At 63.8% G+C, this 15,209-nt stretch carries 12 protein-coding genes and 3 tRNA genes; 7 read left to right on the top strand and 8 right to left on the bottom strand.

Annotation, left to right across the window (positions count from 1 at the left end; genetic code table 11):
• Positions 1–297 precede the first annotated feature (297 nt).
• Positions 298–1,869 carry a sensor domain-containing diguanylate cyclase gene (locus tag CAG31_RS19960; protein ID WP_085584342.1) on the top strand — a complete coding sequence of 524 codons (1,572 nt, stop codon included), beginning with the start codon at positions 298–300 and terminating at the stop codon, positions 1,867–1,869.
• Between the two features lie 18 nt (positions 1,870–1,887).
• Here the strand turns inward: CAG31_RS19960 and CAG31_RS19955 are convergent, their stop codons facing one another.
• Complete coding sequence (locus CAG31_RS19955; RefSeq protein WP_085584340.1) at positions 1,888–2,478, bottom strand: GNAT family N-acetyltransferase; 591 nt, start codon at positions 2,476–2,478, stop codon at positions 1,888–1,890.
• 199 nt (positions 2,479–2,677) lie between these two features.
• Between CAG31_RS19955 and CAG31_RS19950 the strand changes: the two genes are divergently transcribed.
• On the top strand, positions 2,678–3,505 hold the full coding sequence (locus CAG31_RS19950; RefSeq protein WP_085584338.1) for an arylamine N-acetyltransferase: 828 nt from the start codon (positions 2,678–2,680) through the stop codon (positions 3,503–3,505).
• 3 nt (positions 3,506–3,508) lie between these two features.
• Here CAG31_RS19950 and CAG31_RS19945 read toward each other — a convergent pair whose 3' ends face one another.
• Positions 3,509–3,835, bottom strand: coding sequence for a BrnA antitoxin family protein (locus tag CAG31_RS19945; RefSeq protein ID WP_085584335.1), 327 nt, complete (start codon positions 3,833–3,835; stop codon positions 3,509–3,511).
• Between the two features lie 3 nt (positions 3,836–3,838).
• The gene (locus CAG31_RS19940) at positions 3,839–4,123 is read right to left on the bottom strand and encodes a BrnT family toxin (RefSeq protein WP_085584333.1); all 285 of its coding nucleotides are present in this window, start codon (positions 4,121–4,123) and stop codon (positions 3,839–3,841) included.
• Between the two features lie 255 nt (positions 4,124–4,378).
• Here CAG31_RS19940 and CAG31_RS19935 point away from each other — a divergent pair, with 255 nt between their 5' ends.
• On the top strand, positions 4,379–5,899 hold the full coding sequence (locus CAG31_RS19935) for a nucleobase:cation symporter-2 family protein (protein WP_085584331.1): 1,521 nt from the start codon (positions 4,379–4,381) through the stop codon (positions 5,897–5,899).
• Between the two features lie 121 nt (positions 5,900–6,020).
• On the opposite strand, the gene CAG31_RS19930 is transcribed toward CAG31_RS19935, so the two are convergent.
• The 3 genes from CAG31_RS19930 to CAG31_RS19920 form a co-directional block, all read right to left on the bottom strand.
• A tRNA-Asn gene (locus CAG31_RS19930) sits at positions 6,021–6,096 on the bottom strand.
• Between the two features lie 70 nt (positions 6,097–6,166).
• Complete coding sequence (locus CAG31_RS19925; RefSeq protein WP_085584329.1) at positions 6,167–6,367, bottom strand: hypothetical protein; 201 nt, start codon at positions 6,365–6,367, stop codon at positions 6,167–6,169.
• Between the two features lie 143 nt (positions 6,368–6,510).
• Positions 6,511–7,707: an amino acid aminotransferase gene (locus CAG31_RS19920; RefSeq protein ID WP_085584327.1), complete on the bottom strand. Its 1,197-nt coding sequence runs from the start codon at positions 7,705–7,707 to the stop codon at positions 6,511–6,513.
• A gap of 337 nt (positions 7,708–8,044) precedes the next feature.
• Here CAG31_RS19920 and uvrB point away from each other — a divergent pair, with 337 nt between their 5' ends.
• Entirely contained in the window at positions 8,045–10,060 is a 2,016-nt protein-coding gene (uvrB, locus tag CAG31_RS19915) for an excinuclease ABC subunit UvrB (RefSeq protein WP_085584325.1), read from the top strand.
• A gap of 400 nt (positions 10,061–10,460) precedes the next feature.
• Here the strand turns inward: uvrB and CAG31_RS19910 are convergent, their stop codons facing one another.
• Positions 10,461–11,951: an MDR family MFS transporter gene (locus tag CAG31_RS19910; protein WP_170929998.1), complete on the bottom strand. Its 1,491-nt coding sequence runs from the start codon at positions 11,949–11,951 to the stop codon at positions 10,461–10,463.
• Between the two features lie 49 nt (positions 11,952–12,000).
• Positions 12,001–13,050, bottom strand: a complete 1,050-nt coding sequence (locus CAG31_RS19905; protein ID WP_085584321.1) for an HlyD family secretion protein — start codon at positions 13,048–13,050, stop codon at positions 12,001–12,003.
• Between the two features lie 231 nt (positions 13,051–13,281).
• On the opposite strand from CAG31_RS19905, the gene gltX reads away from it, so the two are divergent.
• The 3 genes from gltX (at position 13,282) to CAG31_RS19890 (ending at position 15,209) form a co-directional block, all read left to right on the top strand.
• Positions 13,282–14,763 (top strand): glutamate--tRNA ligase, encoded by a 1,482-nt coding sequence (gene gltX, locus CAG31_RS19900; protein WP_085584319.1) that lies wholly within the window; start codon positions 13,282–13,284, stop codon positions 14,761–14,763.
• Positions 14,764–14,977: 214 nt separating this feature from the next.
• A tRNA-Ala gene (locus CAG31_RS19895) sits at positions 14,978–15,053 on the top strand.
• A gap of 80 nt (positions 15,054–15,133) precedes the next feature.
• Positions 15,134–15,209: transfer RNA gene (locus CAG31_RS19890), tRNA-Glu, on the top strand.

Here is a 15,209-nt window from a genome sequence, read left to right as displayed (position 1 = left end):
TGTGGGAGCTGCGGTGCGACGACTCGACTTGCCAGCGATGGCGTCAGCCCATCCAGCCTAGATGCGTCAGACATTCCACCACCGCCGGCAGGCCGGTTCCTACAGTTCCCTTCGCATCGCCGCTCAAGAAAAATAAATCGACGCGCAACGGTTATCCAAAACCGTTATGTGCCGATATCCATCGGGCCGGGATTGTGCCGGTAGCACCCGGTTGCCCCTTACAATCGGGTGGACTACGCTCACGGAAACCAAGGGTTTCGGGCCCGCGCCCTTGCAGTACCTGCCCAGGACACGTTTTTGCCAATCCCAATCCACGACCCGCACCAGCCGCCCGGCGGCACGTTGAAACGCCTGCCGCTGCGCAAAGCGGCGGTGCTGTTCATCGTCGCGGTGTGCCTGTGCCTGTTCGGCCTGCTGTACCTGCAACTGGAGCAGTCGCGGCGCCAGGACCTGGCGATCGCGCAGATGGCCTCGGCCAACCTGACGCGGGCGATGGCCCAGCAGGCCGAAGACACCTTCCAGGCGGCGGACCTGGTGCTGACCAGCCTGGTGGACTGGATCCAGGATGACGGCTACGGCGCGGCCCAGCGGCCGAGACTGCAGAAGACCCTCGCCCGGCGGGTGCAGCAACTGGAGCAACTGCACGGGCTGTTTCTGTTCGACCGCCAGGGGCAGTGGGTCATCACCTCGTTCCCCGACTTGCCCCGGGGCAATGGCGTGGCGGACCGCGAGTACTTCAAGTTTCACCAGCAGAACGAGTCGACGGTGGCGCACATCGGCCCGGCGATCCGCAGCCGGGAGAACGGCGAGTGGATCATCCCGATCTCCAAGCGGGTGAACGACCGGCTCGGCAACTTCCAGGGCGTGCTGCTGGCCGGGATCAAGATGTCGTACTTCGACCGCTTTTTCAAAAGCTTCAGCCTCGACGACAACGGCACCATGTTCCTCGGCCTGACCGACGGCACCTTGCTCGCCCGCCGGCCGTTCGATGACGCCTTGATCGGCACGTCGCTGGCCCAGGGCGAAATCTATCAGCGGCTGCTGCCCAACGCGCCGGCGGGCACCGCGATGATCGATTCGGTGATCGACGGCGTGACGCGGCTCTACGGCTATCGGCAGTTGCAGGCCTTTCCGCTGGTGGTCGCGGCGTCGTCCTCGCGGGACACGATCCTGGAGGGCTGGCACGCCCGGGCCTTTCAGTCCAGCGTGATCGTCGCGCTGGTGATACTCGGCGTCGGCCTGTTCGGCTGGGTGTTCATCCATCAGGTGCGCGACGGCGAGCGGATCGAGAAGAACCTGCGCAAGGCACAGCGTGCGCTGGAGCAGATCGCCACCCATGACAGCCTGACCGGGCTGGCCAACCGGCGCCTGTTCGAGCAATCGTTGGCGGTGGAGTTCGCCCGGGGCGCGCGGCAGTCGAGCCCGGTCAGCCTGATCATGCTCGATATCGACTTCTTCAAGCGCTACAACGATGCCTATGGCCATGTGGCGGGCGATCATTGCCTGGCGCAGGTCGCCCAGGCGGTGAAGGGCTGCTGCCAGCGCAAATCTGATCTGGCGGTGCGCTACGGCGGCGAGGAATTCGCGGTGCTGTTGCCGGACACCGACATCAACGGGGCGTTGGCGATTGCCGGACAGATCCGGCGCGCCGTCATGGACCGGAACATTTCCCACAGCGGTTCGCCCACCGGCTACCTGACGGTGAGCCTGGGCTGCTACGCCTTCATCCCCAATGGCCGGGACAGCATCGAAACGTTCATCCAGCGCGCCGATGCCGCTCTCTACCAGGCCAAGAACGCCGGGCGCAACCGTGCGGCGGTGTTCTCCTACGACGGCGGCATCGGCGAGCTGATGCGCTCGGATCGCTGATCGCGTGCAGGGGCCGGTTCAGTCGCCGACGGCGTAGCCGGCCAGTCTTTTTTCCAGGTTCAGGCGCACCTGCGGCCATTCGTCGTCGATGATGCTGAAGCGAACCGAGTTGCGCTTTCGGCCATCGGGCATGATCCGCTCGTGGCGCACGATGCCTTCTTGCTGTGCGCCGAGGCGCAGAATGGCGTTGCGCGACTTTTGGTTGGTCTCGTCGGTGGTGAACTGCACCCGCACGCAGCCGAGCACGTCGAAGGCGTGGCGCAGCATCAGGTATTTGGCTTCGGTGTTGACGAAGGTCTTCTGCCAGGTTGCGGCGATCCAGCTGCTGCCGATCTCCAGCTTGCGGTTGAGCGGGTCGATCTTCCAGAAGCGGGTCGAGCCGATCACCTGGCCGGTGGCCTTGAGCACGATCGCAAAGGGCATCACGGTGCCGGCGTCGCGCCCGTCCAGGGCCTTCTTCAGGTAGCCGTCGACGGTGAGCGCCGAAGGCACCACGGTGACGGTCAGGTTCCACAGTTCGCCGTCGGCGGCGGCCTGGAGCAGGGCGTCGGCGTCGGCGTATTGGAGAGGGCGCAGGACGATGCCCCGGCCTTCCAGGGTGGTTTGCATGGCGGGTGGCTCTCGGCGGTTCGGGCGGGCGACCATTACGCCGCACCGGGCGGGCCTCATGCAAGCGGGGAGGTGGATCGGACCCTGAAAGAGCGCCCGAAGCGATTGGCGAAATCAATTGTCGATCCCAGGTCGGGATCCCGTATACATGTCGGCCATCGGCGGAATGATCCGCGGCCCCATGCATAAGGACCCAGCAATGACCGAGCCACGCCTGAGCGATTCGACCCTGTATCTGCGGCGCCTGGGCTTCGAGGCGCCCCCGGCGCCGACCCTCGAGACCCTGCGCCAGTTGCAGTTGCGCCATACCGGCGCCTTTCCCTTCGAGAACCTGTCGACGATCGCCGGCCGACCGGTGCCGATCGACCTGGCGTCGGTGGAGCGCAAGGTCCTGCATGAAGGGCGCGGCGGCTACTGCTATGAACTCAACAACCTGTTCCTGGCCTTGCTGCTGGAGCTGGGCTTCGACGCCCGCGGCATCAGCGGCCGGGTGGTGATGAACCAACCCGAGGGCAGTTGGACGGCGCGGACCCACCGCCTGAGCCTGGTGACCCTCGCCGGTGTGCGCTACATCACGGACGTCGGCTTCGGCGGCATGGTGCCCACCGCGCCGTTGGCGCTCGACACCGAAGCGCAGCAGCGCACGCCCCACGAACCCTACCGCATCGAGGTGCAGGCCGACGGCTACATGCTGCAAGCCAATGTCGCCGGCGAGTGGCGGCCGATGTACCTGTTCGACCTGCAGCGCCAGGAAGACATCGATTACACCCTCGGCAACTGGTACGTCTCGACCCACCCCGACTCGCCGTTCGCCCAGCGGCTGATGGTTGCGCGCACCGGGGACGGCTGGCGGCGCACGTTGAACAACGGCAGCTTCGCCATCCACCGCATCGGTGCCGAAAGCGAGCGCCGCGAGGTGACGGACGTCGATGAGTTGATCGGGCTGCTGGAGCGCGAGTTTGGCCTGCGGGTGCCCATGCACGAGCAACTGCGCCCGGCGCTCGAAAGGCTGATCCGGCCGTCGTGAGCCCTAGGGCTTGGCGTCCGGCTCCAGCACCCGGCGGATCTCGCCTGCGGCCGCCGCCAGTTTCTTTTCCAGGGCCTTGAGGTCGGCGGCACTGATGCCTGGCTTCAGGCGCCCGCCGTCACCGGCCTGGGCGGATGTGCTGCTGCTGTCGAGCAAGCTGTGGCGCAGGGTGTTGTTGATCACCGTCTGGTAGCCGTAGCCCTCGCGCTCGGCCACCGTGCGGGCGGCGTCGATGACGGCGTCGTCGAGCATGATGGTGATGCGCGTCTTGCCTTTGGAGGCGGCGACGGATCCCCGTTTGGCCTCGCTGAAGTCGTATTCGTCTTTCATGGTTCAAGTCTCCCAAAAGTACTGGCGCCGCTCGCTCGGCGTTGCGGTGCGCGCAGAAATGATTCGAACGACATTCGGTTCCCGGTAGCTGTACGCGACCGCCAGCAGCCGGCCCTTGCCATCGAGGCCGAGGGTGATCCAGCGCGGTTCGTCATGGTCGTTGTCTTCCAGCGTCAGTGCGCGTTCGTCGTGAAACACCGGTTCCGTCTCGGCAAGGCTGATGCCCTTGTGCTTGAGTTTGTTGGCGGCGTTCTTGGCTTTGTCGTATTGAATCTCGAATGAACTCATTATGCATACTTTATATGTATATAGAAGTGAACGGCGCTACCGCCGGTCGCCATGAACACTTCAGCCTAGAGTGATAACGAGAGGAGCCCGGCGCGGATGTATTGCCGGATTTGTGGGGGGTGAAAGCACCGGGCCACAAGGTCGGGTGGCTGCCGAACCATTTTGTGACTGGCAAGTTGTATACAAGTCTATGGACATTTGTCCCGACTCTTGAATACAGTGTGCGCACAACAAAAACCAGGGAATCCCCCCACCATGAAAACGCCCCATGTCTCACACCCACGGCCCGAGGACGAAAATCTCGGGGTCGGCGCGAATATGGCTTACGGCCTGCAACATGTTTTGACCATGTATGGCGGTATCGTCGCGGTGCCTCTGATCATCGGCCAGGCGGCCGGGCTCTCGCCGGCGGACATCGGTTTGTTGATTGCTGCGTCGTTGTTTGCGGGGGGATTGGCCACGTTGCTGCAAACCCTGGGGCTGCCGTTCTTCGGCTGCCAGTTGCCGTTGGTGCAGGGCGTGTCGTTCTCCGGCGTCGCGACCATGGTGGCAATCGTCAGCAGCGGCGGGGAGGGCGGCTTTCAGTCGGTGCTCGGCGCCGTGATCGCGGCGTCGCTGATCGGCTTGCTGATCACCCCGGTGTTCTCACGCATCACCAAGTTCTTTCCGCCACTGGTCACCGGCATCGTCATCACCACCATCGGCCTGACGCTGATGCCGGTGGCGGCGCGCTGGGCGATGGGCGGCAACAGCCATGCGGAGAACTTCGGCAGCATGGAGAACATCGGCCTGGCGGCGGTGACGCTGGTGCTGGTGCTGCTGTTGAGCAAGATCGGCAGTGCGACCATTTCGCGCCTGTCGATCCTGCTGGCGATGGTGATCGGCACGGTGCTGGCGGTGTTCCTCGGCATGGCGGACTTTTCCGGCGTCAGCCAGGGGCCGATGTTCGGCTTCCCGACGCCGTTCCATTTCGGCATGCCGACGTTCCATTTCGCCGCGATCCTGTCGATGTGCATCGTGGTCATGGTGACGCTGGTGGAGACCTCGGCGGACATTCTGGCGGTCGGTGAGATCATCGACACCAAGGTCGACTCCAAGCGTCTGGGCAACGGCCTGCGGGCGGACATGCTGTCGAGCGTGCTCGCGCCGATCTTCGGCTCCTTCACCCAGAGCGCGTTCGCCCAGAACGTCGGGCTGGTGGCGGTCACCGGCATCAAGAGCCGCTACGTGGTGGCCACCGGCGGCCTGTTTCTGGTGATCCTGGGCCTGCTGCCGTTCATGGGCCGGGTGATCGCAGCGGTGCCGACCTCGGTGCTGGGCGGCGCCGGCATCGTGCTGTTCGGCACCGTGGCGGCCAGCGGCATCCGTACCTTGTCCAAGGTCGATTACCGCAACAACGTCAACCTGATCATCGTCGCCACCTCGATCGGCTTCGGCATGATCCCGATTGCTGCGCCGAACTTCTACGATCACTTCCCGAGCTGGTTCGCGACCATTTTCCATTCCGGCATCAGTTCCTCGGCGATCATGGCGATCGTGCTGAACCTGACCTTCAACCACTTCACGGTCGGCAACTCGGATCAGCAGTCGGTGTTCGCGGCGGCGGCCGAGCGGGTGCTGCGCTATCAGGACCTGGCGGCGCTGCGCGAAGGGGACTATTTCAGCGACGGCAAGCTGCACGACTGCGACGGCAATGAAGTGCCGGTGGTCGAAGCGGATCATGACCATGGGCACGGTGCCCCGAAGGCGCACAGCAAGAGCGGCGAGCACGTCTGACCGGCGCCTGAAATGAACAACGCCGCACTGTCGACAGGACAGCGCGGCGTTTTGCTTGGCGGAGCTTTTCCGTCGGCCACAAAAAAGCCCCTGAACCTTTCGATTCAGGGGCTTTGCTATTTGGCTCCACAACCTGGACTCGAACCAGGGACCCAGTGATTAACAGTCACTTGCTCTACCAACTGAGCTATTGCGGAATTGGTGCGTATCTTACTGATTTAATTGGACTAGTCAAGCATCCGCATGAAACTTTTTGGCCAAGGCGCATCAGCCGCCGAAGGTCAGGGTGCCCATCAGCAGTTTGGCGTACAGCGCCGTGGCCCCCAACTGCACCAGCCACAGGGCCAGGCCGCCGAGAAACACCCCGGCCGCCACTTGCAGCACCAGGCTGCGCTCGCGCTTGCCGGAAGCACGTGGAGGATAGTAGTCGAGCTCGTCGCGGTCGGCGCGCAGGTCGTCGTTTTTCATGTCGGTTCTCGCTGGGATTCAAGAAATGCGCAGGGCTCCGAGGGAGCGGGCGATATGTGCAGTCTAGAGGGTGTGGAGGATTATTCCGCGCCAACAAAAAACGGGAAGCCCGAAGGCTTCCCGTTCTTCAGCGCAAGGCCGGATCAGATGACCTGGACAATGGCGTCCGTCACGACCTTGATGTTGTTCTGGTTCAGCGCGGCCACGCAGATGCGGCCGGTGTCCAGGGCGTAGATGCCGAACTCGTTGCGCAGGCGGTGAACCTGTTCGACGCTCAGGCCCGAGTAGGAGAACATGCCGCGCTGGCGGCCGACGAAGCTGAAGTCGTGCTGCGGCGCCTTCTGCGCCAGCAGGTCGACCATCTGGTCGCGCATGCCGCGGATGCGCAGACGCATTTCCGCCAGTTCGGCTTCCCACTGGGCGCGCAGTTCCGGGCTGTTCAGCACGGCGGCCACGATGCTTGCGCCGTGGGTCGGCGGGTTGGAGTAGTTGGTGCGGATCACGCGCTTGACCTGCGACAGCACGCGCGCGCTTTCTTCCTTGGACTCGCTGACGATCGACAGGGCACCGACGCGCTCGCCGTACAGCGAGAACGACTTGGAGAACGAGCTCGACACGAAGAAGGTCAGGCCGGACTCGGCGAACAGGCGCACCGCGGCGGCGTCTTCGGCGATGCCGTCGCCGAAGCCCTGGTAGGCCATGTCGAGGAACGGAATGTGGCCCTTGGCGCGGACGGCTTCCAGGACGTTCTTCCAGTCTTGCGGGTTCAGGTCAACGCCGGTCGGGTTGTGGCAGCAGGCGTGCAGCACAATGATCGAGCCGTTCGGCAGGGCGTTGAGGTCTTCGAGCATGCCGGCACGGTTCACGTCGTGGGTGGCGGCGTCGTAGTAACGGTAGTTCTGCACCGGGAAGCCGGCGGTCTCGAACAGCGCGCGGTGGTTTTCCCAGCTCGGGTCGCTGATCGCCACGACGGCGTTCGGCAGCAGTTGCTTGAGGAAGTCGGCGCCGATCTTCAGGGCGCCGGTGCCGCCGACGGCCTGGGTGGTGACCACACGGCCGGCCGCCAGCAGCGGCGAGTCGTTGCCGAACAGCAGTTTTTGCACGGCCTGGTCGTAGGCGGCGATGCCGTCGATCGGCAGGTAGCCACGGGAAGCGTGCTGAGCGGCGCGAATGGTTTCGGCTTCGATGACGGCGCGCAGGAGTGGAATTCGCCCCTCTTCGTTGCAGTAGACACCTACACCCAGGTTGACCTTGTCGGTGCGGGTATCGGCGTTGAATGCTTCGTTGAGGCCCAGGATTGGATCGCGGGGTGCCATTTCGACAGCGGAGAACAGGCTCATTATTACGGCGGCTCTGAATGGAGTATGGAGGGACGTGTCACGCTCCAGCCGAATGCACTAGAGCGGTGCACAAACGGGGAGCTAGTATAGAGGCCATCGGCGACCCGTGGCGACAGGCGAATCGGCATTTCGCTTAAGTTTTTCCGATTATTTCTCGACCGGCAGTCGAACGGTCATGGCCGGGTCTGCGCGGGATGTAGGACGTTTGCCTTGAAACGTGAAGAATTAGCCTTCACATTGGGTACATTCTCCGTTTTTCCTTGAACGACACCGGTCGTTGACGGTCTTCCCCGTGAGGCTCCGGTTTGCCCGGAACGCCGCGCTGCCAGAGGTGTGTATGTCCGAATTCCAGCTTGTCACCCGTTTCGCGCCGGCCGGCGACCAGCCGGAGGCCATCCGCCAGATGGTCGAAGGCATCGAAGCCGGGCTCGCGCACCAGACGCTGCTCGGTGTGACCGGTTCGGGCAAGACGTTCAGCATCGCCAACGTGATCGCCCAGGTGCAGCGCCCGACGCTGGTGCTGGCGCCGAACAAGACCCTGGCCGCGCAGCTGTACGGCGAGTTCAAGTCGTTCTTCCCGAACAACGCCGTGGAATACTTCGTTTCCTACTACGACTACTACCAGCCCGAAGCCTATGTGCCGTCGTCCGACACCTTCATCGAGAAGGACGCCTCGATCAACGACCACATCGAGCAGATGCGCCTGTCCGCCACCAAGGCGCTGCTGGAGCGCAAGGACGCGATCATCGTCACCACGGTGTCGTGCATCTACGGCCTGGGCAGCCCGGAAACCTACCTGAAGATGGTGCTGCACGTGGACCGCGGCGACAAGCTCGACCAGCGCGCGCTGGTGCGGCGCCTGGCGGACCTGCAGTACACCCGCAACGACATGGACTTCGCCCGGGCGACCTTCCGGGTGCGCGGCGACGTGATCGACATCTACCCGGCGGAATCGGACCTTGAGGCGATCCGCATCGAGCTGTTCGACGACGAAGTGGAGAGCATCAGCGCGTTCGACCCGCTGACCGGCGAAGTCATCCGCAAGCTGCCGCGCTTCACGTTCTATCCCAAGAGCCACTATGTGACGCCGCGCGAGACCCTGCTCGATGCCGTCGAGGGCATCAAGGTCGAGCTGCAGGAGCGTCTGGAATACCTGCGCAACAGCAACAAACTGGTCGAGGCCCAGCGCCTGGAGCAGCGCACCCGCTTCGACCTGGAAATGATCCTGGAGCTGGGCTACTGCAACGGCATCGAAAACTACTCGCGCTACCTGTCCGGCCGGCCCGCCGGGGCGCCGCCGCCGACCCTCTACGATTACCTGCCGGCCGACGCCTTGCTGGTGATCGACGAGTCCCATGTCAGCGTGCCGCAGGTCGGGGCGATGTATAAGGGCGACCGCTCGCGCAAGGAAACCCTGGTGGAGTACGGCTTCCGCCTGCCGTCGGCGCTGGACAACAGGCCGATGCGCTTCGACGAGTGGGAAGGGGTGAGCCCGCAGACGATCTTCGTCTCGGCGACGCCCGGCAACTACGAGGCCGAGCACGCCGGACGGGTGATCGAGCAGGTGGTGCGGCCCACCGGCCTGGTGGATCCACAGGTCGAGGTGCGGCCGGCGCTGACCCAGGTCGATGACCTCCTCTCGGAAATCACCAAGCGGGTGGCGTTGGAGGAACGCGTGCTGGTCACCACCCTGACCAAGCGCATGGCCGAAGACCTCACCGATTACCTGGCCGACCATGGCATCCGCGTGCGCTACCTGCACTCGGACATCGACACCGTGGAGCGGGTCGAGATCATCCGCGACCTGCGCCTGGGCACGTTCGATGTGCTGGTGGGGATCAACCTGCTGCGCGAAGGGCTGGACATGCCGGAAGTGTCGCTGGTGGCGATTCTCGATGCCGACAAGGAAGGTTTCCTGCGCTCCGAGCGCTCGCTGATCCAGACCATCGGCCGGGCGGCGCGCAACCTCAACGGCCGGGCGATCCTGTACGCGGATCAGATCACCGGTTCGATGGAGCGCGCCATCGGCGAGACAGAACGGCGCCGCGACAAGCAGATCGCGTTCAACGCGGCCAACGGCATCGTGCCCAAAGGCGTCGTCAAGGACATCACCGACATCATGGAAGGCGCCAACGTGCCCGGCTCGCGCAGCAAGAAGCGCAAGGGCATGGCCAAGGCCGCCGAGGAAAACGCCAAGTACGAGGCCGAACTGCGCTCGCCGAGCGAGATCACCAAGCGCATCCGTGCGCTGGAAGAGAAGATGTACCAGTTGGCCCGGGACCTGGAGTTCGAAGCGGCGGCGCAGATGCGCGACGAAATCGCCAAACTGCGCGAGCGCTTGCTGAACGTCTGATCCCACAGTGGCACGGCATGCATCAGTCCATTGTGGGCTACTGGCTTGCCGGCGATGAGGCCGGCACTGCTGGCATCTCTGTTGCCTGACCCACCGCCATCGCCAGCAGGCTGGCTCCCACAGGATCGGTGGTGGCCGGCCATTTCTGCGGGCACCGCTTAACCTTGTGGGAGCTGGCTTGCCAGCGATGAGGCCGGCACTGCCGACATCCCTGTCGCCTGACCTACCGCCATCGCTGGCAAGCCAGCTCCCACAGGTTCCAAGTCGTTCTCAGATGCGGGGTTGAACCCAAACCGTGTAGGAGCTTGCCTGCAAGCGATGAGGCCGGCACTGCCGATATCGCTGTTGCCTGATCCACCGCCATTGCCAGCAGGCTGGCTCCCACAGGGAAGGATGTTGGCTAGTGCGCCTCTCCGGCCTTCAGCCCCGCCGGCAGTTTCTTGGTCAGCAGGATCGCCAGCATGCTGATCCCCAACGCAATCCCGACAAAATGGAACGCATCGTTGTAGGCCATGATCAAGGCCTGTTGGTGGGCGATCTCATTCAGTTTGCCCAGCGCCGCCGTATCGCTGCCGAACCGGTCGGCCATCGACGCCAGCCGCTCGGCCACCTGCGGATTGGTGGGCACGATGGATTCGCGCAGGTAATCGAAATAGGTCTTGGTGCGCGCATCGAGCAGGGTGGCGAGCAGGGCGATGCCGATGGCGCCGCCGAGGTTGCGCAGGATGTTGAACAGGCTCGACGCCGACCCCGCATCCTGCGGCAGGATGTAGGCCGTGGCGATCAGCGAGATGGTGACCATGATCAACGGCTGGCCGAGGGCGCGGATGATCTGGATCTGGTTGAACTGCGGCCCGGCGAAATCCGGGTTGAGCACGCCGGACGAAAAGCTCGCGAACCCGAACAGGCCGAAGCCGAGGGTGCACAGCCATTTCGGCGAGACGAACTTCATCAGTTTCGGCACCAGCGGAATCAGGAACAGCTGCGGCACGCCCATCCACATGATCACATTGCCGATCTGCAGGGCGTTGTAGTTCTGGATCTGCGCCAGGTACAGCGGCAGCAGGTAGATCGAACCGTACAGCCCGACGCCCATGCCGAGGCTGGAAATGCTAGACAGGCCGAAGTTGCGGTTGCGCAGGATGCCCAGGTTGATCAGCGGATGGGGCTTGGAGACCTGCACGATCACGAAGGTGATCAGGCTCAGCAGGGCGATGCTGCCGAGGGTGACGATCAGGCTCGATTCCAGCCAGTCCTTGCGGTGGCCTTCCTCCAGGAACACCTGCAGGCAGCCGAGGCCGACGCCGAGGGTGAGGATGCCGGCGTAGTCGGTGCTTTTGAGCAGCTCCCAATGCGCTTCCTTCTTCTCCAGCCCGTACATCAGCCCGGCGATCATGATCAGCCCCGGCGGGATGTTGATGTAGAAGATGTACTCCCACCCCCAGTTCTCCGTGAGCCAGCCGCCCAGGCTCGGCCCGATGGACGGGGCGAACGTGGCCGTCATGGCGAACATCGCCATGCCCTTGGCGCGGTGGTGCTCGGGGAGCTTGATCAGGGTCAGGGTGAACGCCAGCGGGATCAGTGCGCCGCCGGTGAACCCTTGCATGGCACGGAACACGATCATGCTCTCCAGGCTCCAGGCCATCGAACACAGCAGCGACGAGACCAGAAAGCCCAGCGACACCCACACCGCCAGCCGCCGCGCCGAGAGCAGCTGCACCAGCCAGGCGGTCAGCGGAATCATGATGATTTCCGCCACCAGATAGGAGGTGGAGATCCACGAGCCTTCCTCCAGGGTCGCCGACAGCGCGCCCTGGATGTCCTTGAGCGAAGAGTTGGTGATCTGGATGTCGAGCACGGCCATGAACGCGCCCAGCATCACGCTCATCACCGCGATCCAGTCTCGCCGGGTCGGTTCGCCGACCGGGCGGATCAGCGGGTCACCGGCCATTGTCCGGGGCGTCTTTGATGTTCACGGTGGCGGTGACCGACATGCCCGGACGGATCTTGCCGCGCAGCGGATTGTCGGCCTTGAACGTCAGCTTGACCGGAATCCGCTGCACGACCTTGGTGAAGTTGCCGGTGGCGTTGTCCGGCGGCAACAGGCTGAACTGCGCGCCGGAGGCGGCGAACAGGCTGTCGACCCGCGCCTCGATGGGCGTGTCGCTGTAGGCGTCGAACGTCAGCTCGGCCTTCTGGCCCGGCTGCATGCGGCCGATCTGGGTTTCCTTGAAGTTGGCCTGCACCCAGATGTCCTCGTCCGGCACGATCGACAGCAGGTAGGCGCCGGCCTGGACGACCTGGCCGTTGCGTGCGGCGCGCTGGCCGATCAGCCCGCTGATCGGGGCGTGGATTTCGCTGCGGGTGAGGTTCAGCTGGGCCTGGGCCAGGTCGGCCCGGGCGTTGGCGATCTGGGCGTCGAGGCGCTTGACCTCCGCCGTCAGCGCGTTGACCTGCTGGCGCTGGCTCTGGGCATCAGCCTGGGCCTTGGCCACTTGCGAGCGGGCGATGTGGGCGTCGGCGGAGAGGGTGGTCACCCGTTCCTCGGAAATGAAGCCTGGCTTGCGCAGGGCCTGGGCGCGGTTCAGGTCGATCTGCGAGCGGCCCAGGGTGGCTTCAGTGGTGGCGACCTGCGCTTCGCTGGCGGCGATCAGGCTGGATTGCTGGGTCAGCTTGCTCTGGGCCTGCTGGCGTTCGGCTTCGCGGGTGGCGAGGGCGGCATTGGCGCGGTCCACCGCCAGGCGGAAATCGTCGCCTTCGAGGCGCACCAGCAGTTGGCCCTTTTCCACGTGCTGGTTGTCCTGCACCAGGACTTCGTCGACACGCGCGCTCAACTGACTGGAGATGCGCGTGATTTCGCCCTGCACGTAGGCGTTGTCGGTGCTCTCGTAGAAGCGCCCCTTGAAGAACCAGTGGGCGAACAGTCCGCCGGCGATCAGCAGGACCAGCAGCAGGAACAGGGACAGGCGACGCTTGAGTTGGGCAGGCATGGGGCAAACTGTAGTCGAGGAATTGTAAGGAAAATTATCAGGGGTCGAATCTGGCAGATAGCCGACAAGCGGTAAATGCCATCGGCTGATAGGCGGTCATTCAGGCGGGGCAAAAGGCGTTATAGGCGCAACCTTGGCTTAAATGCCCTGCCTGCTGGAGCGGGGCGGGTGTCGCCTGTTACCATTCGCCGCTTGATTGTTCTTTGCTTTTCATTCTTTTCGAGACATGCCATGACCACCGTCCGCACTCGCATCGCGCCATCGCCTACCGGGGATCCCCACGTCGGCACTGCCTACATCGCACTGTTCAACTACTGCTTCGCCAAGCAGCACGGCGGTGAGTTCATCCTGCGGATCGAAGACACCGACCAGTTGCGTTCGACCCGCGAGTCCGAACAGCAGATCTTCGACGCCCTGCGCTGGCTCGGCATCGACTGGAGCGAAGGCCCGGACGTCGGCGGCCCGCACGGCCCGTACCGGCAGAGCGAGCGCGGCGACATCTATAAGCAGTACTGCCAGCAACTGGTCGACATGGGCCACGCGTTCCCGTGCTTCTGCACCGCCGAGGAGCTGGACCAGATGCGCGCCGAGCAGATGGCCCGCGGCGAAACCCCGCGCTACGACGGCCGTGCGCTGCTGCTGTCCAAGGAAGAGGTCGCGCGTCGCCTGGCCGCCGGCGAGCCTCACGTGATCCGCATGAAGGTGCCGACCGAAGGCGTCTGCGTGGTGCCGGACATGCTGCGCGGCGATGTCGAGATCCCGTGGGACCGCATGGACATGCAAGTGCTGATGAAGACCGACGGCCTGCCGACGTACTTCCTGGCCAACGTGGTCGACGATCACCTGATGGGCATCACCCACGTGCTGCGCGGCGAAGAGTGGTTGCCGTCGGCGCCGAAACTGATCCTGCTGTACGAATACTTCGGTTGGGAAAAGCCGACCCTGTGCTACATGCCGCTGCTGCGCAACCCGGACAAGAGCAAGCTGTCCAAGCGCAAGAACCCGACCTCGGTGACCTTCTACGAGCGCATGGGCTTCATGCCTGAGGCGATGCTCAACTACTTGGGCCGCATGGGCTGGTCGATGCCGGACGAGCGCGAGAAGTTCTCGCTGCAGGAGATGGTCGACAACTTCGACCTGTCGCGCGTATCGCTGGGCGGGCCGATCTTCGACATCGAGAAGCTGTCGTGGCTCAACGGCCAATGGCTGCGCGACCTGCCGGTGGAAGAGTTCGCCGCGCGCATCCAGAAATGGGCATTCAATGCCGACTACATGATGAAGATCGCGCCGCACGTCCAGGGCCGCGTCGAAACCTTCAGCCAGGTCGCACCGCTGGCCGGGTTCTTCTTTGCCGGCGGCGTGAGTCCGGATGCCAAGCTGTTCGAATCCAAGAAGCTGTCGGGCGACCAGGTCCGGCAACTGATGCAACTGATCCTGTGGAAGCTGGAAAGCCTGCGTCAGTGGGAGAAGGACACCATCACCGCGACGATCCAGGCGGTGGTCGAATCCCTTGAGCTGAAACTGCGTGACGCGATGCCGCTGATGTTCGCGGCGATCACAGGCCAGGCCAGTTCGGTGTCGGTGCTCGATGCGATGGAAATCCTCGGGCCGGACCTGACCCGCTTCCGGTTGCGCCAAGCCATTGATTTGCTGGGCGGTGTCTCGAAGAAAGAAAACAAAGAGTGGGAAAAACTGCTGGGCGCCATCGCTTAATCGCGGTTGGCGTTCGGTGGAGCCGCCGGGGGTTGCGATCTTTTGATCCTGCCCTGCGGCGGTTTCCCCCCGTATTTTCGGGGGGAGGGCGGTAAGTGATTGTTATGCCGACAAAAAATTTTAAAATTTTTGAAAAATAAGTTTGACAGGCTTCCGATACGCCCTTAAGATTCGCCCCGTCCTCAACGACGAAGCAACAACGAAGCGACATTGAGGGGCTATAGCTCAGCTGGGAGAGCGCTTGCATGGCATGCAAGAGGTCGACGGTTCGATCCCGTCTAGCTCCACCAAATTTACACTTCAAGGTCTGGCCAATTGGGCCTTGAAGCGATCAACACTCAGCGTTGATCAGATGTACAGAAGGGTTTGCGTCCCCTTCGTCTAGTGGCCTAGGACACCGCCCTTTCACGGCGGTAACAGGGGTTCGAGTCCCCTAGGGGACGCCA

The sequence above is a fragment of the Pseudomonas sp. R25(2017) genome, assembly GCF_002112565.1.
GTDB classification, from domain to species: domain Bacteria; phylum Pseudomonadota; class Gammaproteobacteria; order Pseudomonadales; family Pseudomonadaceae; genus Aquipseudomonas; species Aquipseudomonas ekonensis.
This window is presented reverse-complemented; position numbering and strand designations above follow the sequence as displayed.

Coding starts and splice junctions, on each gene's coding strand:
- CAG31_RS19905 (WP_085584321.1), bottom strand. CDS start 13,050: ATGCCTGCCCAACTCAAGCGTCGCCTGTCCCTGTTCCTGCTGCTGGTC.
- CAG31_RS19925 (WP_085584329.1), bottom strand. CDS start 6,367: ATGAAAAACGACGACCTGCGCGCCGACCGCGACGAGCTCGACTACTAT.
- CAG31_RS19935 (WP_085584331.1), top strand. CDS start 4,379: ATGAAAACGCCCCATGTCTCACACCCACGGCCCGAGGACGAAAATCTC.
- CAG31_RS19940 (WP_085584333.1), bottom strand. CDS start 4,123: ATGAGTTCATTCGAGATTCAATACGACAAAGCCAAGAACGCCGCCAAC.
- CAG31_RS19945 (WP_085584335.1), bottom strand. CDS start 3,835: ATGAAAGACGAATACGACTTCAGCGAGGCCAAACGGGGATCCGTCGCC.
- gltX (WP_085584319.1), top strand. CDS start 13,282: ATGACCACCGTCCGCACTCGCATCGCGCCATCGCCTACCGGGGATCCC.
- CAG31_RS19920 (WP_085584327.1), bottom strand. CDS start 7,707: ATGAGCCTGTTCTCCGCTGTCGAAATGGCACCCCGCGATCCAATCCTG.
- CAG31_RS19950 (WP_085584338.1), top strand. CDS start 2,678: ATGACCGAGCCACGCCTGAGCGATTCGACCCTGTATCTGCGGCGCCTG.
- CAG31_RS19955 (WP_085584340.1), bottom strand. CDS start 2,478: ATGCAAACCACCCTGGAAGGCCGGGGCATCGTCCTGCGCCCTCTCCAA.
- uvrB (WP_085584325.1), top strand. CDS start 8,045: ATGTCCGAATTCCAGCTTGTCACCCGTTTCGCGCCGGCCGGCGACCAG.